Here is a 17,838-nt window from a genome sequence, read left to right on the forward strand (position 1 = left end):
ACACACAACTATCAGAATGCGGTATCGGATGAGATGAAGCGGTTTGTACCCATCATGCAAGACGAGGACAAGGGTAGCGGCAACGGTCCCGGACGGGGCACGGCTGTTATAACCCGGACCAAACCCAAACTCAAAAAGCCCAGCCTTTATCGCGTGTTGCTCCTTAATGACGATTACACCCCCATGGAATTCGTCATTCACGTTCTGGAACGATTTTTCCAGAAAAACAGAGAAGACGCTACGCGTATAATGCTTCATGTGCATAATCATGGAGTAGGTGAATGTGGTGTCTTTACCTATGAGGTCGCGGAGTCCAAGATGACCCAAGTCATGGACTATGCGCGGCAAAACCAACATCCGCTGCAATGCGTGATGGAGAAAAAGTGAGGTTTCATGCCATCTTTCTCACCTAGTTTGGAGCGGGCCCTCCATCAGGCGCTGACAATTGCGAACGAGCATCATCATGAGTATGCGACGCTGGAGCATTTGCTCCTCGCGTTGATTGATGATCAGGATGCAAGCAGTGTCATGCGCGCCTGCAATGTGGACCTTGCCCAATTGACGCGCACCGTGACCGATTATGTCGATCACGAACTGGACAACCTCGTTACCGGGTATGACGAGGATTCGAAGCCGACTGCGGCGTTCCAGCGTGTCATCCAACGTGCAGTCATCCATGTCCAATCCTCCAACCGGGAGGAAGTGACCGGGGCGAATGTCCTCGTCGCTATTTTCGCGGAGCGGGAGAGCCATGCGGCGTTCTTCCTGCAGGAGCAGCAAATGACCCGCTACGACGCGGTCAACTACATCTCGCATGGGATCTCCAAGCGCCCAGGAGCGTCCGAGCCGCGCACGCCGCTTGGGGCCGAGAGTAACAACGAAGAAAGTCATGCTTCGGAGTCTGACGAGGGCGCGAAGAAGAAACAGGACGCATTGACCGCCTATTGCAATAACCTCAATGATCGCGCCAAGGCCGGTAAAATCGATCCATTGATCGGCCGCGATCAGGAGATCAACCGCACGATCCAGATCCTCTGCCGTCGTTCGAAGAATAATCCGCTCTATGTCGGTGATCCCGGTGTCGGCAAGACCGCCATTGCGGAAGGGCTCGCCAAGCGCATTGTGGAGGGCAAGGTTCCCAACGTTCTCAGCGACGCCACCGTGTTCTCCCTGGACATGGGCACATTGCTCGCTGGAACCCGCTATCGGGGTGATTTTGAAGAACGACTGAAGCAGGTTATCAAGGAACTCGAAGAGTTTCCGGGTGCGATCCTGTTTATCGACGAGATCCACACGATCATCGGCGCAGGCGCAACTTCCGGCGGTGCAATGGATGCATCCAACCTCCTAAAGCCTGCCCTTTCGTCCGGGTCAATTCGTTGCATTGGTTCAACGACTTACAAGGAGTTTCGCCAGTTCTTTGAAAAGGACAGGGCTTTGGTGCGCCGTTTCCAGAAGATCGATGTCAATGAACCATCTATCCCTGATGCGATTGAGATCATGAAGGGACTGCGGCCGTATTTCGAAGATTTCCACAAGGTCAAGTACACCGTGGAAGCGATCAAATCGGCAGTAGAGCTTTCAGCTCGCTATATCAATGATCGCAAATTGCCGGACAAGGCGATCGACGTGATCGACGAGACGGGTGCTAGCCAGATGCTGCTGCCGGAAGGCAAGCGTAAGAAATCCATCGGCGTAAAGGAAATCGAGGCAACCATCGCCACGATGGCCCGTATCCCTCCAAAGACAGTGTCGAAGGATGATGAGGCCGTTCTGTCCAATCTCGAGGCGGAACTGAAGCGCGTCGTCTATGGTCAGGATCTGGCCATCGAGGCACTGTCTTCATCGATCAAGCTGGCGCGGGCCGGCCTGCGCGAACCGGAAAAGCCAATCGGCTCTTACCTGTTCTCCGGACCGACCGGCGTGGGCAAGACCGAAGTTGCCAAGCAATTGGCATTGTCGCTCGGTGTTGAACTTCTGCGTTTCGACATGTCGGAATATATGGAGCGTCACACGGTTTCGCGTTTGCTCGGTGCACCTCCCGGCTATGTCGGTTTCGACCAGGGTGGTCTCTTGACCGATGGTGTCGATCAGCATCCGCATTGCGTACTGCTGCTCGATGAAATCGAAAAGGCGCATCCGGATCTGTTCAATATCCTTCTGCAGGTCATGGATCACGGCAAACTGACGGATCACAACGGCAAGCAGATCGACTTCCGTAACGTCATCCTGATCATGACGACCAATGCAGGTGCGTCCGATATGGCGAGATCGGCCATTGGTTTCGGTTCATCGCGTCGTGAAGGCGATGACATGGAAGCAATCAATCGACTGTTTACACCCGAATTCCGCAATCGTCTTGATGCGATCATTCCGTTCGGCGCGCTGCCGGTTCCGGTTATCCATCAGGTGGTGCAGAAGTTTGTCATCCAGCTCGAGGCCCAGCTTGCTGACCGCGGCGTGACATTCGACCTGCAGCCGGAGGCGATCGCTTGGCTCGCTGAAAAGGGCTATGATGACCGCATGGGTGCCCGGCCTCTCGGCCGCGTCATTCAGGAGCATATCAAGAAGCCGCTTGCGGACGAGGTGCTGTTTGGCAGGCTCAAGAAGGGCGGTACCGTCCGCGTATCGGTCGCGCCCAAGCCGGATGGATCGCAGGGTCTCGTTCTGGACTACATCGCCGATGAAGTGGTGGTGAAGCCGAAGAAGGAAATTCCGGTCGAGAAGAAGCCTGTGGCTAAGAAACGACCCACGCCGAAGAAGCCCGTGCTCGAAAAGGCCGGAGCGGACTCCGTGGTGAGTGGACAAATCGTTCCGCTGTCACGCAAGGCTTCGGTGCCAAAAGTACCGCGGAAGAAATAAACAAAAGGCCGCCTCCGAGGCGGCCTTTTTCTTGCCGGTACGCGCACTTCCGTTTATCGCTGGACGTATGGCTGATTCCGAATTTCCCTCCTACCAGTCGGATCATGACAATGAAAACCTGAGAACCCGCTTTTCGTGGTTCTTGTCGGGTGCGTCGCTGATCGTCAGCGTTCCTGCGCTCATTCTGATGACCGCGCATGTGGGCTTTGCGGGACTTGCCAGCGAAAGCGGTGTGACCGTTGTCGAAGCGATGTTCATGGTCGCGATGATCTGGGCATTGCCAGCCAACATCGTCCTGATCGGCGCAATTGGGGGGGGCTATTCGATGTTGGGGGCAGCGGTCGCTGTCGCGCTGTCCTCGATCCGATTCGTCCCGATGGTGGCGGCCTTCGTACCTGAAATGCGAGGGCCGAAAACGCGCAAGATCGTGCTCCTGTTCCTTTCCCACTTCATCGCAGTAACTGCTTGGGTGCTCGGAATGGAGCATCTGCGCAACGTACCGGTAAAAATGCGTGCGAGCTATTTCGCCGGCCTTGGGATAACGCTGACCACGGCCAACACCCTTGTCGTCGGTCTGGTCTATTTCCTTTCGACCGATTTTCCGCCGCTCGTCTTCGCGGCACTGTTTTTCCTGACACCGATGTATTTTCTGGCATCTCTCTGGGGTTCGGCGCGTGACCGTACGGTACACGTCGCCATGGTATCCGGCCTGCTGCTGTTTCCTCTGATCCATTATTTTGCGCCGGCCTATGATTTGCTCCTCACCGGTCTTGCCGGTGGTGCAGTCACCGTGGCTTATCTACGCTGGACCAAGGCGCGGGGCAGGGCCGCATGACCTGGGATAGCGTTTCGGCCTGGTGGTGGCCCTACCTTTTCATCCTCCTCGCCGGTTGGCTGCCGACCGATATATGGCGGTGGGTTGGCGTCCTTATCGGTGGACGTGTGCGCGAGGATTCCGAGGCGCTGATTATCGTCCGTGCAGTCGCGACGGCGCTTGTCGCAGGTGTCATCGCCCAGCTGATCCTTTATCCGAGCGGGTCGCTGGCCGAGTCATCTGTGGTCCTGCGCGTCGGCGCCGCTGCCGCTGGCTTCGCGGCATATCTCTGTCTCGGCCGACGCGTTATTGTGGGGGTTCTGGTTGCAGAGGTCGTCCTGGTAAGCGGGCTCAGTCTCAACTTTTAGCTAAAGATTAAGCCAATCGCTTAACGTGATTCACATTCGTGCAGGATAGGTTTCCGCCAACATACTCGGGAGCCGTCGATGAGATCCGATATTCAGACATTCTGCAAAGTGGCCATTATCATTGGAATTTTGGCGATTGACGCGATCTGGATCACGTTGACGGACTTTCGTTTCGAGGGTCAAGGCGTTTTGAGGGTCATCGCGGTTTCCGCATTTTGCGGTCTTGTGGCATATATCTACAGGGCTTGGCGACCCATGCGCGCCTTCGAGCTGGTGTGCACGGAAACGGCTATCCTTCTCTCCTTCACTGCTGCGGCCGCACCCTTGAGCTATCTTGTCACGTCACTCGATCTTCCCCTGATTGACGCAGATCTGATCAGGTTCGATGCCGCTCTGGGCTTTGATTGGTCTGCATATGTTGGCCAAGTCAATGAACGGCCCCTATTGGGCATGATATGTTCGGTAATCTATCTTACGACGCTCCTGCAAGTGGCCTTGGCGGTTATCACCCTTGGCCTTGCGGGCAAGACCGAACGCACCCAGCAGTTTGTGTCAGCTGTCATGCTTGGCGCACTGGTATGTATCCTCGTGTCGGGGATCTTGCCATCGGCAGGAGCGCTGGCCACGACAAGACCCCCGGAGATTTTCTGGGGGAACCATCATCCGGTCGTGGATCTAGCCTACAAGCAGACATTCTTCGATTTGCGATCTGGCGCTGAGCGACTCATATCCTTGGATAAAATGAAGGGAATGATCGCATTTCCATCTTATCATGGAACGCTTTCGGCCCTCCTGATCCTCGCTTTCTTTCGGGTCGGTTACTGGTTCTGGCCCATTCTTGTGTTGAACGCACTTATCCTCATGGCCACACCGGTCGAAGGTGGACATCATTTGGTAGACGTCCTGGGCGGCATCGCAGTTGCTTGCGGAAGCTGGTATATTGCCGGTTTGTTTTACAAGCCCCGCACTATTTCGAAATCGCAGCAGCTCATTGAGGTTCCTGCCTAGCTCGGCTCAGCCAGCGCTTGCCTGATCTGTTCGGCATTGGCCGCAAGAACGGCCTGGTCTTCCATTTGGCCGGTATGCGGCTTGAGCGCAATGCCTTCAAAGCGCGGAATGATGTGGAAATGCAGATGGAACACTGTTTGTCCGGAAGCTGGTTCATTGAACTGAATAACCGTAACACCATCTGAATCGAACGCTTCCTTGACGGCGCGCGCTAGCTTTTGCGTCGTTGCGATCGCGGCCGCCAGGCTCGCAGGTGCAGCATCCAGGATGTTGCGATAGGGAGCTTTCGTTATAACCAGGCAGTGACCCTTGCCCTGCGGCATGACATCCATGAAGGCATAGGTATTCTCGTCCTCATAAAGTTTGTAGGAGGGGATCTCTCCGCGCAAAATCTTGGCGAACACGTTGTTGTCGTCATAGGGCTGGCTCATATCGCACCTGTCGTTTCCGGAAATTGAGCCCGATGTTTGCCATGGACGGCGGTGCAGTCAAGGCATCAGGTCGAAGACATCGCTAATGGTCTGATTTCTTGAATGGCGCGTGTTCGTTCAGAACATCGCTCATCAGGGCCACGTCGCTGTGTTCGTGCCTGAGGAAGTCCGCAATTGCGCGCCTTAGACCCTCGTGGGCGACGTAATGCATGGAATGGGTCGTGACCGGCATATAGCCGCGCGCCAGCTTGTGTTCGCCCTGAGCGCCGGCCTCGACCACATGCAGCTTGCGCTCGATGGCGAAATCGATTGCCTGATGATAGCAGACCTCGAAATGCAGAAAGCGGTGATCCTCGATGCAGCCCCAATGCCTGCCGAAGAGGCGGTCCGAACCAACAAAATTGATGGCTCCTGCGATATAGTGCCCACCGCGCCGTGCCATCACCAGCATGATGTCATCAGGCATACGTTCACCGATCAAAGCGTAAAACTTGCGGTTGAGATATGGCCGGCCCCATTTACGGCTGCCAGTATCCATGTAGAAGGTGAAAAAGTCGTCCCAGACTTTTGTCGTGATCTGGCTGCCTGTCAGGCGATCGATGGTGACGTCGTTCGCAAGTGCTTCCCGCCGCTCGCGTTTCAGCGCCTTGCGTTTTCGCGAAGCGAGCGTTTCAAGAAAATCATCGTAAGTCGCATAGCCGTCATTGAAAAAGTGAAACTGCTGATCAATCCGGTGCAGGAATCCGGCATCAGTGAAGGCCGGCAGATCATCATCGTTCACGAAGGTCGAGTGAGCCGAAGAAACGCCAATCTGGTCGGTCAATTGTCGCAAGCCGTTGGCGAGGGCAGCGCGCGCCGCCATGCCATCCCAATTGCCATTAACCAGAAGGCGGGGGCCCGTTACCGGAGTGAAGGGTATGCTGGCCTGCAATTTCGGATAATAGCGTCCGCCTGCGCGCTCGAAAGCATCAGCCCAGCCATGGTCGAAAACATACTCTCCCTGACTGTGGCCTTTCAGATAGCACGGTACGGCGCCGATCAGCGTGCCACTGTCATCTTCGAGCCGCAGAAATTGCGGAAGCCAGCCGGCTTTGCGGTCGACGCAGCCCGAGTCTTCAAGCGACGATAGAAAGGCGTGCGACAGGAAGGGATTGTAGTCCGGCGCGTCGCGAGATGTCCCGGAGAGGCCCGCCCATTCCTCCTGAGTGAATGCACCAATGCCGTCGCAAACACGCAAGGTGAAATCGCCTCGATGAAGATTTTCCATGTTTGAAATTGGCTTCCTGACTGTGTCGGCAGGATGGAGACCAGCCTCGCTACCTTGTGTTTAAGCTAGGCATTCCGCCCGGCGATACAAGAGGTAGCTTGGCGCGGTCTCAACCATTAAACGTTGTGCGGATCAAAGCCCTCAAATGTGATCTGATCAACAAGCGCATCGCTCACTGCCTTGTCGGCAAGGCTTCTCACGGTCCACGAGATGACAGGCATGCCAAGCTTCGCGCGAACAAATTCGACAAAACGGTTTTCAAGGTGATGCACATTGTAGGATACGAAGTCGATTTTGTAGGCCAGCATCGAGAAATGTGCCTCCAGCTCCTCGTCGCGAAGGCCCTCGGCGGTCAAGCCAGCGGGTACACCGGGCGCGTCCTTGCCAAAAAGCCGGATCAAATGATGGTCGAAGGACATGATCGCAGCGTGACCGTCATAGGTGGCGAGGTCATTGGCAACGGCTTTGACTAGCCCATCATCCCGGCCGGGAATTCCCTTCAACTCGATCACGATGGGGACGCGTCCGTCAATCAGCCTCAAGGACTCGGCTAGTGTCGGAACATGGTCCTGGGTACCACCGACGCGCAAAGCAGCGGCCTGTTTCGCAGTCAGCTCATCAATATTGCCCTGTTGGCCGGTGACGCGGTCCAAAGTGCCGTCGTGAAATACAACGGCCTTGCCGTCAGCGGATAGATGCACATCGCATTCGATGGCGAAGCTGGCGCTTGCGGCCGCATCGAAGGCCGAAAGTGTATTCTCCCAGCGTTCCCTGTTCAGATCGTGCAGACCGCGATGCGCAATCGGAACGTTCTTCAACCAGTCGATCGATGCCATGATCAACGAACCTCGATGATCGCTTCGACTTCTACCGGCGCGTTCAAGGGCAGGGCAGCGGTACCTACGGCAGAGCGTGCGTGACGGCCTGCGTCGCCAAGGACAGCGACGAGAAGGTCGGAAGCCCCATTGGCAACCAGATGCTGTTCCGTGAAATCCGGTTTCGAGGCGACAAAGACGGTGATTTTTATGATCCGCGCGATCTTTTCAAGGTCGCCCAGGGCTGTTTTTGCCTGCGCCAGAATATTGATCGCACATGCCCTTGCCGCCTCCTGACCTTTAGCAACGTCGAGGTCTGCGCCCAAGAGCCCCGTATGAATGAGCTTTCCGCCTGCTAGCGGCAACTGTCCGGATGTAAGAAGCAGCGACCCGGTCTGAGAAAAGGGAACATAATTCGCTGCCGGCGCTGCGGCGACGGGGAGCGTAATGCCGAGTTCCTGAAGGCGTGTTTCAATGGTATTGCTCATGGGATTATTTTCCTTATATTCGGAATCGCAAGCGATTGTGAAAGAAGTTGCGATTTTTGCCTCGCTTCCGCCAAGAGTTTTTTTAATATGCGCATTCGAATATTGGAGAATCTTGTCAATGCGCGTTTTACCTGCCCTCGTTTTCAGCCTCGGTGCCTTGGGTCTGACTGGTTCAAACACGGCTTTCGCAGCTGGAACTGCGACTCTCGTTCCGCACCGCGCTATCTATGATCTGAAACTCGACAGTGCGCAGGATAGCAGCGGCATTACGGGTCTGACAGGCCGAATGGTCTATGAATTCAACGGGTCGGATTGCGAAGGCTATACGACGAATTTCCGTTTCGTCACCCGCGTCGACATGGAAGAGCAGCCTCAGCGTGTCACCGACCAGCAAACGACGACGTTCGAATCGGGCGATGGCGGGAAGTTCCGTTTCGTGAACAAGACATTCGTTGATCAGAGCCTGACCAAGGAAGTGCGCGGTGACGCGGCCTTGTCGAAGGACAAGACAGAAATATCGCTGACGAAGCCGGAAGCCACAAAGGAAAATCTTGAGTTGTCGCAGTTCCCGACGCGGCACATGCAGCAGTTGATCGAGAAAGCACTTGCCGGAGAAGTCTTTTACCAGACGAAATTGTTCGATGGTTCGGAAGACGCCGACAAGGTGATGGCGACGACTGTCATTATTGGCAAATCTGCGGTGTCCGACACCGACGACGAGATCAAGAATATGGGTGCGCTGGCAAAGGAAAGCACCTGGCCGGTTTCAATCGCCTACTTTGACGAAAGCGAAAAGGCCGAGGGGCTTCCAAGCTACCGGATCAATTTCAAGATGTATCGCAATGGCGTCACGCGCGATCTGAAAATGGATTACGGCGATTTCTCGATGACCGGCAAGCTTGTCAATCTGCAGCTTTTCGAAATGCCGAAATGCAAGAAATAAAGCCGATATCGATCGCGCGGCACTCAAAATCGTCTTTTATCGCCTGCGTACTTGCGTTTGCGACGATTATCCATTAACAGCCGCAGCATTCCACACACGGGATTTGGGTTGATATCGGGAGAAATCCGATATGGCCTCCGGTGGCGGGTTTCCCGCCTCTTCCCGTGGAGGTTCAACCGGAAAAGGAAAATACTAGATGGCATTGCCTGATTTCAGCATGCGTCAGCTCCTCGAAGCTGGCGTTCACTTCGGCCACCAGACACATCGCTGGAACCCGAAAATGGCACCATATATTTATGGTTCCCGCAACAACATTCACATTCTTGATCTTGCCCAGACCTATCCGCTGTTGCATACAGCGCTGAAGAAGGTCTCGGACACTGTCGCTCGCGGCGGTCGCGTTCTTTTCGTCGGCACCAAGCGCCAGGCTTCGGACATCATTGCCGATGCTGCAACCCGCTCGGCCCAGTATTACGTCAACGCCCGCTGGCTTGGCGGCATGATGACCAACTGGAAGACGATCTCGAATTCCATTCAGCGTCTGCGCAAGCTCGACGAACTTCTTTCCGGCGAAGCACAGGGCTTCACCAAGAAGGAGCGCCTGAACCTCGACCGCGAACGTGAGAAGCTCAATCGTGCCCTCGGCGGTATCAAGAACATGGGTTCGATTCCGGATCTCATCTTCATTATCGATACCAACAAGGAAGCAATCGCCATCCAGGAAGCCAAGCGTCTCGGTATTCCGGTTGTGGCTGTGATCGACTCCAACTGCGATCCGGACCAGATTGATTTCCCGATCCCAGGCAACGACGACGCTTCCCGCGCCATTTCGCTGTATTGCGATCTGGTTGCCAAGGCAGCCCTCGATGGCATCCTGCGTCAGCAGGGCTCGCTGGGCGTCGATATCGGTGCGCAGGAAGAAGCTCCTGCGGAACCAGCACTCGAAGCTCCGGCCGAGGCTCCTGCACAGGAAGGTGAAGCCTCCGCTTGAGGCTTCATACACCCGTCTTAATCGGGTGATTAAAAACACAATGATTGGCGCATGACGCGCCGCAAAGTTGGCATGCTGGTATCCCCAGTATGCCTTCGCTTTGAGAAGAGGCGACACAATGAGCATTTCTGCATCACAGGTAAAAGAACTTCGCGAAATCAGCGGCGCTGGCATGATGGATTGCAAGACAGCCCTGACTGAAACCAACGGCGATATGGAAGCGGCTGTTGATTGGCTGCGTGCCAAGGGTATTTCAAAGGCTGACAAGAAGGCAGGTCGCACGGCGGCCGAAGGTCTTGTTGGCGTTGCGTCGAACGGCAAGAAGGCCGTCGTTGTCGAAGTGAATTCCGAGACCGACTTCGTTGCCCGCAACGACGCGTTCCAGGACATCGTTCGCAATGTTGCAAACATAGCGCTCACCACTGATGGTTCTACGGCTGCCGTAAGTGCTGCGACCTATCCTTCGACCGGCAAGTCGGTTGTCGATACCATCAAGGACGCCGTTGGTACAATTGGTGAAAACCTTTCGTTCCGCCGTTCGGCTGCACTGGCTGTCAGCCAGGGTGTTGTGGCTACCTATATCCATAACGGCGTTTCCGACGGTCTCGGCAAGCTCGGCGTTTTGGTAGCGGTCGAAACTGCTGGTGACGCTGATGCTGCGCAAGCGTTTGGCCGTCAGGTGGCGATGCATGTTGCTGCGACCAACCCGCTCGCACTGACCGCTGCCGAAGTCGATCCAGCTGCCGCTGACCGTGAAAAGGCAATTTTTGCTGATCAGGCACGTCAGTCCGGCAAGCCAGAAAACATCATCGAAAAGATGGTCGAAGGCCGCATGCGCAAGTTCTATGAGGAAGTTGTGCTTCTCTCGCAGGCTTTCGTCATCAATCCTGACCTGACTGTCGAAGCTGCTCTCAAGGACGCAGAAAAGACGATTGGTGCACCAGCAAAGATTACGGCATTTGTCCGTTTCGCTCTGGGCGAAGGCATTGAGAAGGAAGAAACTGACTTCGCAGCGGAAGTCGCTGCAGCTGTGAAGAAATAATCTTTACGCGACTGAAATCAAAGGGCATCGCGTGACAACGCGGTGCCCTTCGTGTATCCGGAATTTGCAACGACTCTGAAGGAGCTTCCATGGCTGGTTCGGCTGTTTACAAACGCGTTCTGCTCAAGGCCTCCGGTGAAGCTCTCATGGGCGATCAGGGCTTCGGTATTGATGTGGCTGTTGCCGATCGCATTGCCAGCGATATTGCAGAAGCGCGGGCGCTAGGCGTAGAGGTTGGCGTCGTCATTGGCGGCGGCAATATTTTCCGTGGTGTCGCCGTTGCATCCAAAGGCGGGGACCGTGTGACCGGCGATCATATGGGCATGCTCGCCACTGTCATCAATTCACTGGCGCTGCGCACATCCCTCGTGAAGATCGGCATCGACACTGTCGTTCTGTCAGCCGTTGCCATGCCTGAATTCTGCGAAACATTTTCGCAGCGGCTAGCGACCGCTTACATGGACATGGGCAAGGTCGTGATCTTTGCGGGTGGTACCGGCAATCCGTTCTTCACCACAGATTCGGCCGCAGCGCTGCGTGCGGCGGAGATCGGTGCTGACGCTCTCTTCAAGGGAACCCAGGTGGATGGTATTTACTCCGCTGATCCCAAAAAAGATCCGAATGCCGTACGATTTGACCATCTGAGCCACAAAGATGTGCTTGATCGCGGGCTCGCCGTGATGGATACAACTGCTGTTGCTCTTGCACGTGAGAACAATATCCCAATAATCGTCTATTCAATCCACGAAAAAGGTGGTTTTGCGGAAGTTCTGCAGGGTAGAGGACGGGCAACGGTCGTTTCGGACAGTTGATCGGTCCTTCCCGGCGATGCCGCCAGGAATAAAGGAGCATTGAGTATGAGTGACGCACTCGATTTGAATGACCTGAAGCGCCGCATGGATGGTGCCATACAGGCATTGAGGCACGATCTGAATGGGCTGCGCACCGGCCGCGCATCCGCGAGCCTGCTGGAGCCGATTACGGTTGAAGCCTACGGTTCGCAGATGCCGCTCAACCAGGTTGCCAATATTACGGTACCCGAATCGCGCATGCTTGCTGTATCGGTCTGGGATAAATCCATGGTCGGCAAGGTAGAACGCGCAATCCGCGAATCCGGCTTGGGTCTCAATCCGATCACTGATGGCAACAATCTGCGCATTCCCTTGCCAGAGCTGAACGAACAGCGTCGCAAGGAGCTGGTCAAGATTGCCCACCAATATGTCGAGCAGGCGAAAGTTGCTGCACGCCACGTTCGTCGCGACGGCATGGATGAGCTGAAAAAGCTCGAGAAGGATGGCGATATCAGCCAGGACGATAACCGTGTTCTGTCCGAAAAGGTGCAGAAGCTGACCGACGACACCATTTCCGAGATGGATAAGGTTGTTGCCGCCAAAGAAGCGGAAATCATGCAGGTCTAAGGCTAGAGATTAGCCAATTCTTTCACTGGAGGTCTAAGCCCATGTCCAATCCGCGCCACATTGCCATCATCATGGATGGAAATGGCCGTTGGGCAAAGGCGAGGGGGCTACCGCGTACCGCCGGTCACAAAGCGGGCGTCGAAGCGCTGCGCGAGACGATCCGCGCGGCCGGCAAGATGGGTATCCCATTTCTGACGCTGTTTGCCTTTTCATCGGAGAATTGGTCGCGCCCGCGCTCGGAAGTCTCGGATCTGATGGGATTGCTGAAGCTGTTTATCCGGCGCGATCTCGCGGATCTGCATCGTGAGAATGTTCGGGTGCGAATCATTGGCGAACGGGAAGGTCTGGCTAAAGATATTCGCGGGCTTCTTGATGAAGCCGAAACACTGACCAAGGCGAACGCCGGCCTCACTCTGGTCATCGCCTTCAATTACGGTTCGCGCAATGAGATCACGCGAGCGGTACAGCGCTTGGTCACGGATGTCACATCCGGTGTTCTTACCCGCGAGGATATTACGCCCGAGGCTATTTCGGCGCGGCTCGATACGGCGGACATTCCGGATCCGGACATGATCATCCGCACCAGTGGCGAAATGCGGCTTTCGAATTTTCTCCTCTGGCAAGCAGCCTATTCGGAATTCATGTTCTTGCCATGCTATTGGCCGGATTTCCGCCCATCGCATCTGGTGGAGGCGATCGAGACATTCCAGATGCGCGAGCGCCGCTTTGGCGGCGTGACAGCGCAGGAAATCGCCCTGTGACCTTTATCGAACTATCGAATCTGCAGAAACGCATTCTCAGCGCGATTGTTCTCATAGCCATTGCAATCGCCCTTACATGGATCGGCGGATTCGCGTTCGGAATTCTGGCCTCTGCCATAGGCCTCAGTGTGTCCTATGAATGGCAACTCATCACAGCGGCCCGGTCGACACCATTGACGCGCGGCTTGGCTTGGGCAAGCCTCATCCTGGTGTTGGGCGTGCTCCTCTTGACCCAGCATGTTTTGCTGATGATCGGTCTTCTGTTCGCCGGTGCAGCGCTCGTGGCAGTGCTTGGCGGCCGAGAATCAGGCTACTGGCCAGCTTTTGGCTTGATTTATTCCGGGTTTCCATCCATCGCATTGACACTTTTGCGTGGCGATACGGGCGACGGCTTTGCAGCAATCCTGTTCCTCTTCGCAGTTGTCTGGGCAACAGACATTTTTGCCTATTTCAACGGACGCGCGCTTGGCGGACCAAAATTGGCACCGCGCTTTTCGCCCAACAAGACCTGGTCGGGAGCGCTTGGTGGGGCAGCAGCCGGTGTAGCGGCCGGTGTAATCTTTGCGGCCTTTATTGCACCGGCTGGTGGCGTTCCCATTCCGATGATCGCGCTTCTCCTGTCGATCATCGCGCAGATTGGCGATCTCGGCGAATCCTGGGTGAAGCGGAAATTCGGCGTAAAAGACTCCAGCCACCTCATTCCCGGTCACGGTGGCGTGATGGACCGGGTCGATGGACTTGTAGCTGCTGCAGCATTGCTATACGTCATCGGAGCAATTCTGGTGACACCGGAAGCGCCTTACGACATTCTTTTCTAGATGGCTGAGCTTCCTGGGCCCGATCGGGTCGTTCGATTGTTGCAGGCCCGGAGGATAATTTGACGGATATGCTGCAGACTCTCTTTGGTACCCAAAGCGTGTTGATTGGAACGGTATTGCCATTCCTGATAGTTCTGACCGTCGTGGTGTTCGTCCACGAGATGGGGCACTATCTCGTTGGGCGTTGGTGCGGCATAGGCGTCAAGGCATTCTCCGTTGGGTTCGGTCCAGAACTCATCGGATTCAACGATCGGAGCGGTACTCGCTGGAAGCTTTCCGCGATTCCGCTTGGCGGCTACGTCAAGTTCGCCGGCGATGAGAGCGTGACAAGTTCTACTGCATCCCCAACCGAAGCGATGAGCGCGGAAGAGCGCGCAGTTGCGTTCCATACACAACCCGTCTGGAAACGCGCGGCGACGGTCTTTGCAGGTCCGGCATTCAACATATTGCTGACGATTGTTATCTTCTCGGTGTTCTTTGCTCTCTACGGCAAAATGGTGGCTGACCCTATGGTTGCCGAAGTTCGCCCAGGTGGTCCGGCTGCCGCCGCTGGTTTTCAACCGGGCGATCGCTTTATCCGGGTCAATGGCGACAGGGTCGAAACTTTTTCTGATGTCCAGCGGATCGTTTCGTCGCGAGCAGGTGATTCCCTGGATTTCATTGTTGAACGCAATGGACAGGAAGTGCGCCTTACTGCCACCCCCGAACTGACCGAGCAGAAGGACCCGCTTGGAAACACAATCAAGATTGCCGTGATCGGTGTTGTCAACAACCAGGAGTTGGGCAATTTCCGCCGCATTGAATATGGACCGATCGAATCAGTCACCCAGGCGGTACGCGAAAGCGGCTTCATCATCGCCCGTACAGGGCAGTTCTTTAGCCGGTTTTTTGCGGGCCGTGAGGACAAATGCCAATTGGGCGGCCCGGTCAAGATCGCGACAATGGCGGGACAGGCGGCAAGTCAGGGTATCGATTGGTTGATACAGCTAACCGCGATGCTTTCCATTGGCATTGGTTTGCTCAATCTCTTTCCCTTGCCGCCGCTCGATGGGGGGCACTTGATCTTTTATGCGGCGGAAGCGGTCATCGGCAGGCCCGTCAAACCGGCCGTTCAGGAGATTTTCTTCCGTTTGGGGTTCTTGCTGGTGTTGGGCTTCATGGGTTTTGTCATCTTTAACGACCTTTTTGCCTGCAGGTGAGAAAAACTTAAACATTAATGAAAATTAGAGGCTTGGGCTGGCAAAGCGACATGATCTGTTTACTATAAGCCCCGAATGGCGTGGCATGGATGCCACGCTTTTGTGTGAAGTAAACAGTTTTTAACCGTAAGCCTTGCGTGTATGTAAAAACCGGCTATGACGGTGTGCGAGTAATTGCAAAGTCCGGGATCTCGCCCGGGGACAACGAGAAACGAAGGTTCAGAAGGCCTATGGCGGCAAGTTCAAAATTCGTTGGTGCAGCGTCGGCGCTCGCCATATCAGCGGCTCTTGTAAGTTCCGGTGCGATCGTTACGACGGTAGCAGGTGTCACAGCGGCGCAGGCAGCAACAGTAAGCCGCATAGAAGTACGTGGAAACACGCGTGTGGATTCCCAGACAGTTCGCGACAATCTCGGCATCACGCCCGGCAAGCCTTTTTCTAACGCCGACATCGATGCGGCGACCAAGCGCCTGTTCAATACCGGCCTTTTTGGCGATGTGCGCATCAGCCAATCCGGCGGCACGCTGATCGTTCAGGTTTCCGAGCACCAGGTCGTCAACCAGGTCATCTTCCAGGGCAACAAGAAGATCAAGGATCCTGCGCTGCAGAATGCTGTGCAGCTGAAGCCGCGCGCTGCATTTGACCAGACGACTCTGGAGTCCGATACCGAAGCCGTTCGTGCCGCTTATCGCAACATTGGCCGCAGCGATGCGACGGTCAGTTCGCGCATCATGGATCTGGGCGAGGGCCGCGTGAACGTTGTCTTCGAGATCAACGAAGGCGACCGCACCAAGATTTCGAACATCAATTTCGTTGGGAACCAAGCCTTTGGCGATCGCCGTCTGAAGGATGTCATCTCGACCAAGCGCTCCAATCCGCTCTCCTGGCTGACGCGTAACGACGTTTACAGCGAAGATCGTTTGCGCGCTGATGAAGAAACACTCCGCCGTTTCTATTACAATCGCGGGTATGCCGATTTCCGCGTCATATCCTCGACCGCCGACCTCGATGAATCGACAAACGAATACACCATCACGATCACGGTCGAAGAAGGTGAGAAGTACAAGTTCGGTGGCGTTCAGATCGAAAGCTCGGTCGAAGGTGTTGATACCTCGCAGCTGAACGGTCTTGTTGAGACAAGAGAAGGCGATACGTACAGCGCCAAGGAAGTCGAAGACTCGATCATCAAGGTTTCCGAAAAGGTTGCCGGCCAGGGCTATGCCTTTGCCAAGGTCGAGCCGCGCGGTGACCGCAATTTTGAGAATCACACGATTTCAGTGGTTTATGCGATCGACCAGGGGCCTCGCGCCTATGTTGAGCGCATCGAAATTCGCGGCAATGAAAAGACCCGTGATTTCGTTATCCGTCGTGAATTCGATGTGAGCGAGGGCGATGCCTTCAATCAGGTCCTGATTCAGCGTGCCAAGCGCCGTCTGGAGCGGTTGGACTTCTTCCAGACCGTCAATATCTCGACTGCACCCGGATCCCAGCCGGATCAGGTGGTTCTCGTTGTCGATGTTATCGAGAAGTCGACCGGTGAATTCTCTATCGGTGGTGGTTATACGACTGGCGGCGAAAGCCCAGGGCCAACGGTGGAAGGCTCGATCACCGAGCGCAACTTCCTTGGTCGCGGGCAGTATGTCCGTATCGCAGCCGGTGGCGGTCTTGATAACAACCGTTCTTATTCACTTTCCTTCACCGAGCCTTATTTCCTCGGTCAGCGCATTTCGGCCGGCTTTGATATCTTCAAGCGCCAGTCGGGTGTGAGTGACAAGTACGAGACTGATCTTGTCGGCGGAACGATCCGCTTTGGCCTGCCTATCACGGAAGCATTGACTGCCGGCGTTGCATACAACCTCACGCAGGAAGAGTATGAAATCGATGATGAGGCATTGAACCCGGACGGTTCGGTCAATCTGGACGAGATTTCCCAAGCTTTCGCCGATGCGGCAGAAGAAAGCCCATGGATCAAGTCGTCGGTGAGTTGGTCGCTTACCTACAACACGATCGACGACCCGAAGAACCCGCGTGACGGTCTCTATGGCAAGTTCTACCAAGAGTATGCCGGTCTTGGCGGTGATGCCAACTTCCTGAAGACCACATTCAAAGGCAGCTATTACAAGACGCTGTCTGAAGAAATGGATATCGTTGGCTTGGTTGGTGTTGGTGCAGGCTATATCAAGGGCTTCGGAGACGAAGATCTGCGGGTATTCGACCTGTTCAAGAACAATCAGGACATGATCCGCGGTTTCAAATATGCAGGTATCGGTCCACGCGATACCACTGTTGAGTCCAGCAAGGGTAGTTTCCTCGGCGGTACGACCTACTTCAATGCTACTGCCGAAGCACAGTTCCCGATGCCTGTGATTCCCGAAAGCATTGGCATTCGCGGCGCATTCTTTGCCGATGCAGCGACCCTTTACGGAAACGATCTTCCTCAGGCTACCGGTTCGACGGGTTCCGAATGGCGCGCATCCGTCGGTGCAAGTATCATGTGGGCATCGCCATTCGGCCCGCTGCGCTTCGACTATGCTGTGCCGGTTAAGAAAGTTGAAGGCGACCAGGTCCAGAATTTCAACTTCGGCATGTCGAGCAAATTCTGATAGATTGCTG

The 17,838-nt window shown here is 55.3% G+C and carries 18 protein-coding genes; 14 read left to right on the forward strand and 4 right to left on the reverse strand.

Features of this window, described 5'->3' with window-relative positions:
- Positions 1-33: 33 nt before the first annotated feature.
- The 5 genes from clpS (at position 34) to BLM14_RS08285 (ending at position 5,052) form a co-directional block, all read left to right on the forward strand.
- Positions 34-387, forward strand: coding sequence for an ATP-dependent Clp protease adapter ClpS (gene clpS, locus BLM14_RS08265; RefSeq protein WP_100001106.1), 354 nt, complete (start codon positions 34-36; stop codon positions 385-387).
- A gap of 6 nt (positions 388-393) precedes the next feature.
- Complete coding sequence (clpA, locus tag BLM14_RS08270) at positions 394-2,862, forward strand: ATP-dependent Clp protease ATP-binding subunit ClpA (protein ID WP_099998934.1); 2,469 nt, start codon at positions 394-396, stop codon at positions 2,860-2,862.
- Between the two features lie 67 nt (positions 2,863-2,929).
- On the forward strand, positions 2,930-3,697 hold the full coding sequence (locus BLM14_RS08275) for an AzlC family ABC transporter permease (protein WP_099998935.1): 768 nt from the start codon (positions 2,930-2,932) through the stop codon (positions 3,695-3,697).
- A complete protein-coding gene (locus tag BLM14_RS08280) occupies positions 3,694-4,044 on the forward strand; it encodes an AzlD domain-containing protein (RefSeq protein ID WP_099998936.1) in 351 nt (116 codons plus the stop codon). The genes BLM14_RS08275 and BLM14_RS08280 overlap by 4 nt, the downstream gene beginning before the upstream one ends.
- A 78-nt stretch (positions 4,045-4,122) precedes the next feature.
- Positions 4,123-5,052: a phosphatase PAP2 family protein gene (locus BLM14_RS08285; protein ID WP_099998937.1), complete on the forward strand. Its 930-nt coding sequence runs from the start codon at positions 4,123-4,125 to the stop codon at positions 5,050-5,052.
- Here the strand turns inward: BLM14_RS08285 and BLM14_RS08290 are convergent.
- The 4 genes from BLM14_RS08290 to BLM14_RS08305 form a co-directional block, all read right to left on the reverse strand.
- The gene (locus BLM14_RS08290; protein ID WP_099998938.1) at positions 5,049-5,483 is read right to left on the reverse strand and encodes an HIT family protein; all 435 of its coding nucleotides are present in this window, start codon (positions 5,481-5,483) and stop codon (positions 5,049-5,051) included. The genes BLM14_RS08285 and BLM14_RS08290 overlap by 4 nt on opposite strands.
- Before the next feature lie 82 nt (positions 5,484-5,565).
- Positions 5,566-6,750 (reverse strand): GNAT family N-acetyltransferase, encoded by a 1,185-nt coding sequence (locus BLM14_RS08295; protein ID WP_099998939.1) that lies wholly within the window; start codon positions 6,748-6,750, stop codon positions 5,566-5,568.
- A 116-nt stretch (positions 6,751-6,866) separates the two neighbouring features.
- Positions 6,867-7,586, reverse strand: coding sequence for a glycerophosphodiester phosphodiesterase (locus BLM14_RS08300; protein ID WP_099998940.1), 720 nt, complete (start codon positions 7,584-7,586; stop codon positions 6,867-6,869).
- Positions 7,587-7,588: 2 nt separating this feature from the next.
- Positions 7,589-8,053 carry a RidA family protein gene (locus BLM14_RS08305; RefSeq protein ID WP_099998941.1) on the reverse strand — a complete coding sequence of 155 codons (465 nt, stop codon included), beginning with the start codon at positions 8,051-8,053 and terminating at the stop codon, positions 7,589-7,591.
- A 118-nt stretch (positions 8,054-8,171) separates the two neighbouring features.
- On the opposite strand from BLM14_RS08305, the gene BLM14_RS08310 reads away from it, so the two are divergent.
- The 9 genes from BLM14_RS08310 (at position 8,172) to bamA (ending at position 17,828) form a co-directional block, all read left to right on the forward strand.
- Positions 8,172-8,996 carry a cell envelope integrity EipB family protein gene (locus BLM14_RS08310; protein WP_099998942.1) on the forward strand — a complete coding sequence of 275 codons (825 nt, stop codon included), beginning with the start codon at positions 8,172-8,174 and terminating at the stop codon, positions 8,994-8,996.
- Positions 8,997-9,192: 196 nt separating this feature from the next.
- Complete coding sequence (gene rpsB, locus BLM14_RS08315; protein ID WP_099998943.1) at positions 9,193-9,987, forward strand: 30S ribosomal protein S2; 795 nt, start codon at positions 9,193-9,195, stop codon at positions 9,985-9,987.
- Positions 9,988-10,105: 118 nt separating this feature from the next.
- Positions 10,106-11,029, forward strand: a complete 924-nt coding sequence (gene tsf, locus BLM14_RS08320; RefSeq protein WP_099998944.1) for a translation elongation factor Ts — start codon at positions 10,106-10,108, stop codon at positions 11,027-11,029.
- Positions 11,030-11,118: 89 nt separating this feature from the next.
- The gene (gene pyrH, locus BLM14_RS08325) at positions 11,119-11,841 is read left to right on the forward strand and encodes a UMP kinase (RefSeq protein ID WP_099998945.1); all 723 of its coding nucleotides are present in this window, start codon (positions 11,119-11,121) and stop codon (positions 11,839-11,841) included.
- Positions 11,842-11,886: 45 nt separating this feature from the next.
- Positions 11,887-12,447, forward strand: a complete 561-nt coding sequence (frr, locus tag BLM14_RS08330) for a ribosome recycling factor (protein ID WP_099998946.1) — start codon at positions 11,887-11,889, stop codon at positions 12,445-12,447.
- A gap of 41 nt (positions 12,448-12,488) precedes the next feature.
- The gene (locus BLM14_RS08335) at positions 12,489-13,208 is read left to right on the forward strand and encodes an isoprenyl transferase (RefSeq protein WP_100001108.1); all 720 of its coding nucleotides are present in this window, start codon (positions 12,489-12,491) and stop codon (positions 13,206-13,208) included.
- On the forward strand, positions 13,205-14,026 hold the full coding sequence (locus tag BLM14_RS08340) for a phosphatidate cytidylyltransferase (RefSeq protein ID WP_237143495.1): 822 nt from the start codon (positions 13,205-13,207) through the stop codon (positions 14,024-14,026). The genes BLM14_RS08335 and BLM14_RS08340 overlap by 4 nt, the downstream gene beginning before the upstream one ends.
- Positions 14,027-14,085: 59 nt before the next feature.
- The gene (gene rseP / locus BLM14_RS08345; RefSeq protein ID WP_418314210.1) at positions 14,086-15,225 is read left to right on the forward strand and encodes an RIP metalloprotease RseP; all 1,140 of its coding nucleotides are present in this window, start codon (positions 14,086-14,088) and stop codon (positions 15,223-15,225) included.
- 230 nt (positions 15,226-15,455) lie between these two features.
- Positions 15,456-17,828, forward strand: coding sequence for an outer membrane protein assembly factor BamA (bamA, locus tag BLM14_RS08350; protein WP_099998949.1), 2,373 nt, complete (start codon positions 15,456-15,458; stop codon positions 17,826-17,828).
- Positions 17,829-17,838: the final 10 nt, after the last annotated feature.

It is taken from the genome of Phyllobacterium zundukense, assembly GCF_002764115.1.
Lineage (GTDB): Bacteria > Pseudomonadota > Alphaproteobacteria > Rhizobiales > Rhizobiaceae > Phyllobacterium > Phyllobacterium zundukense.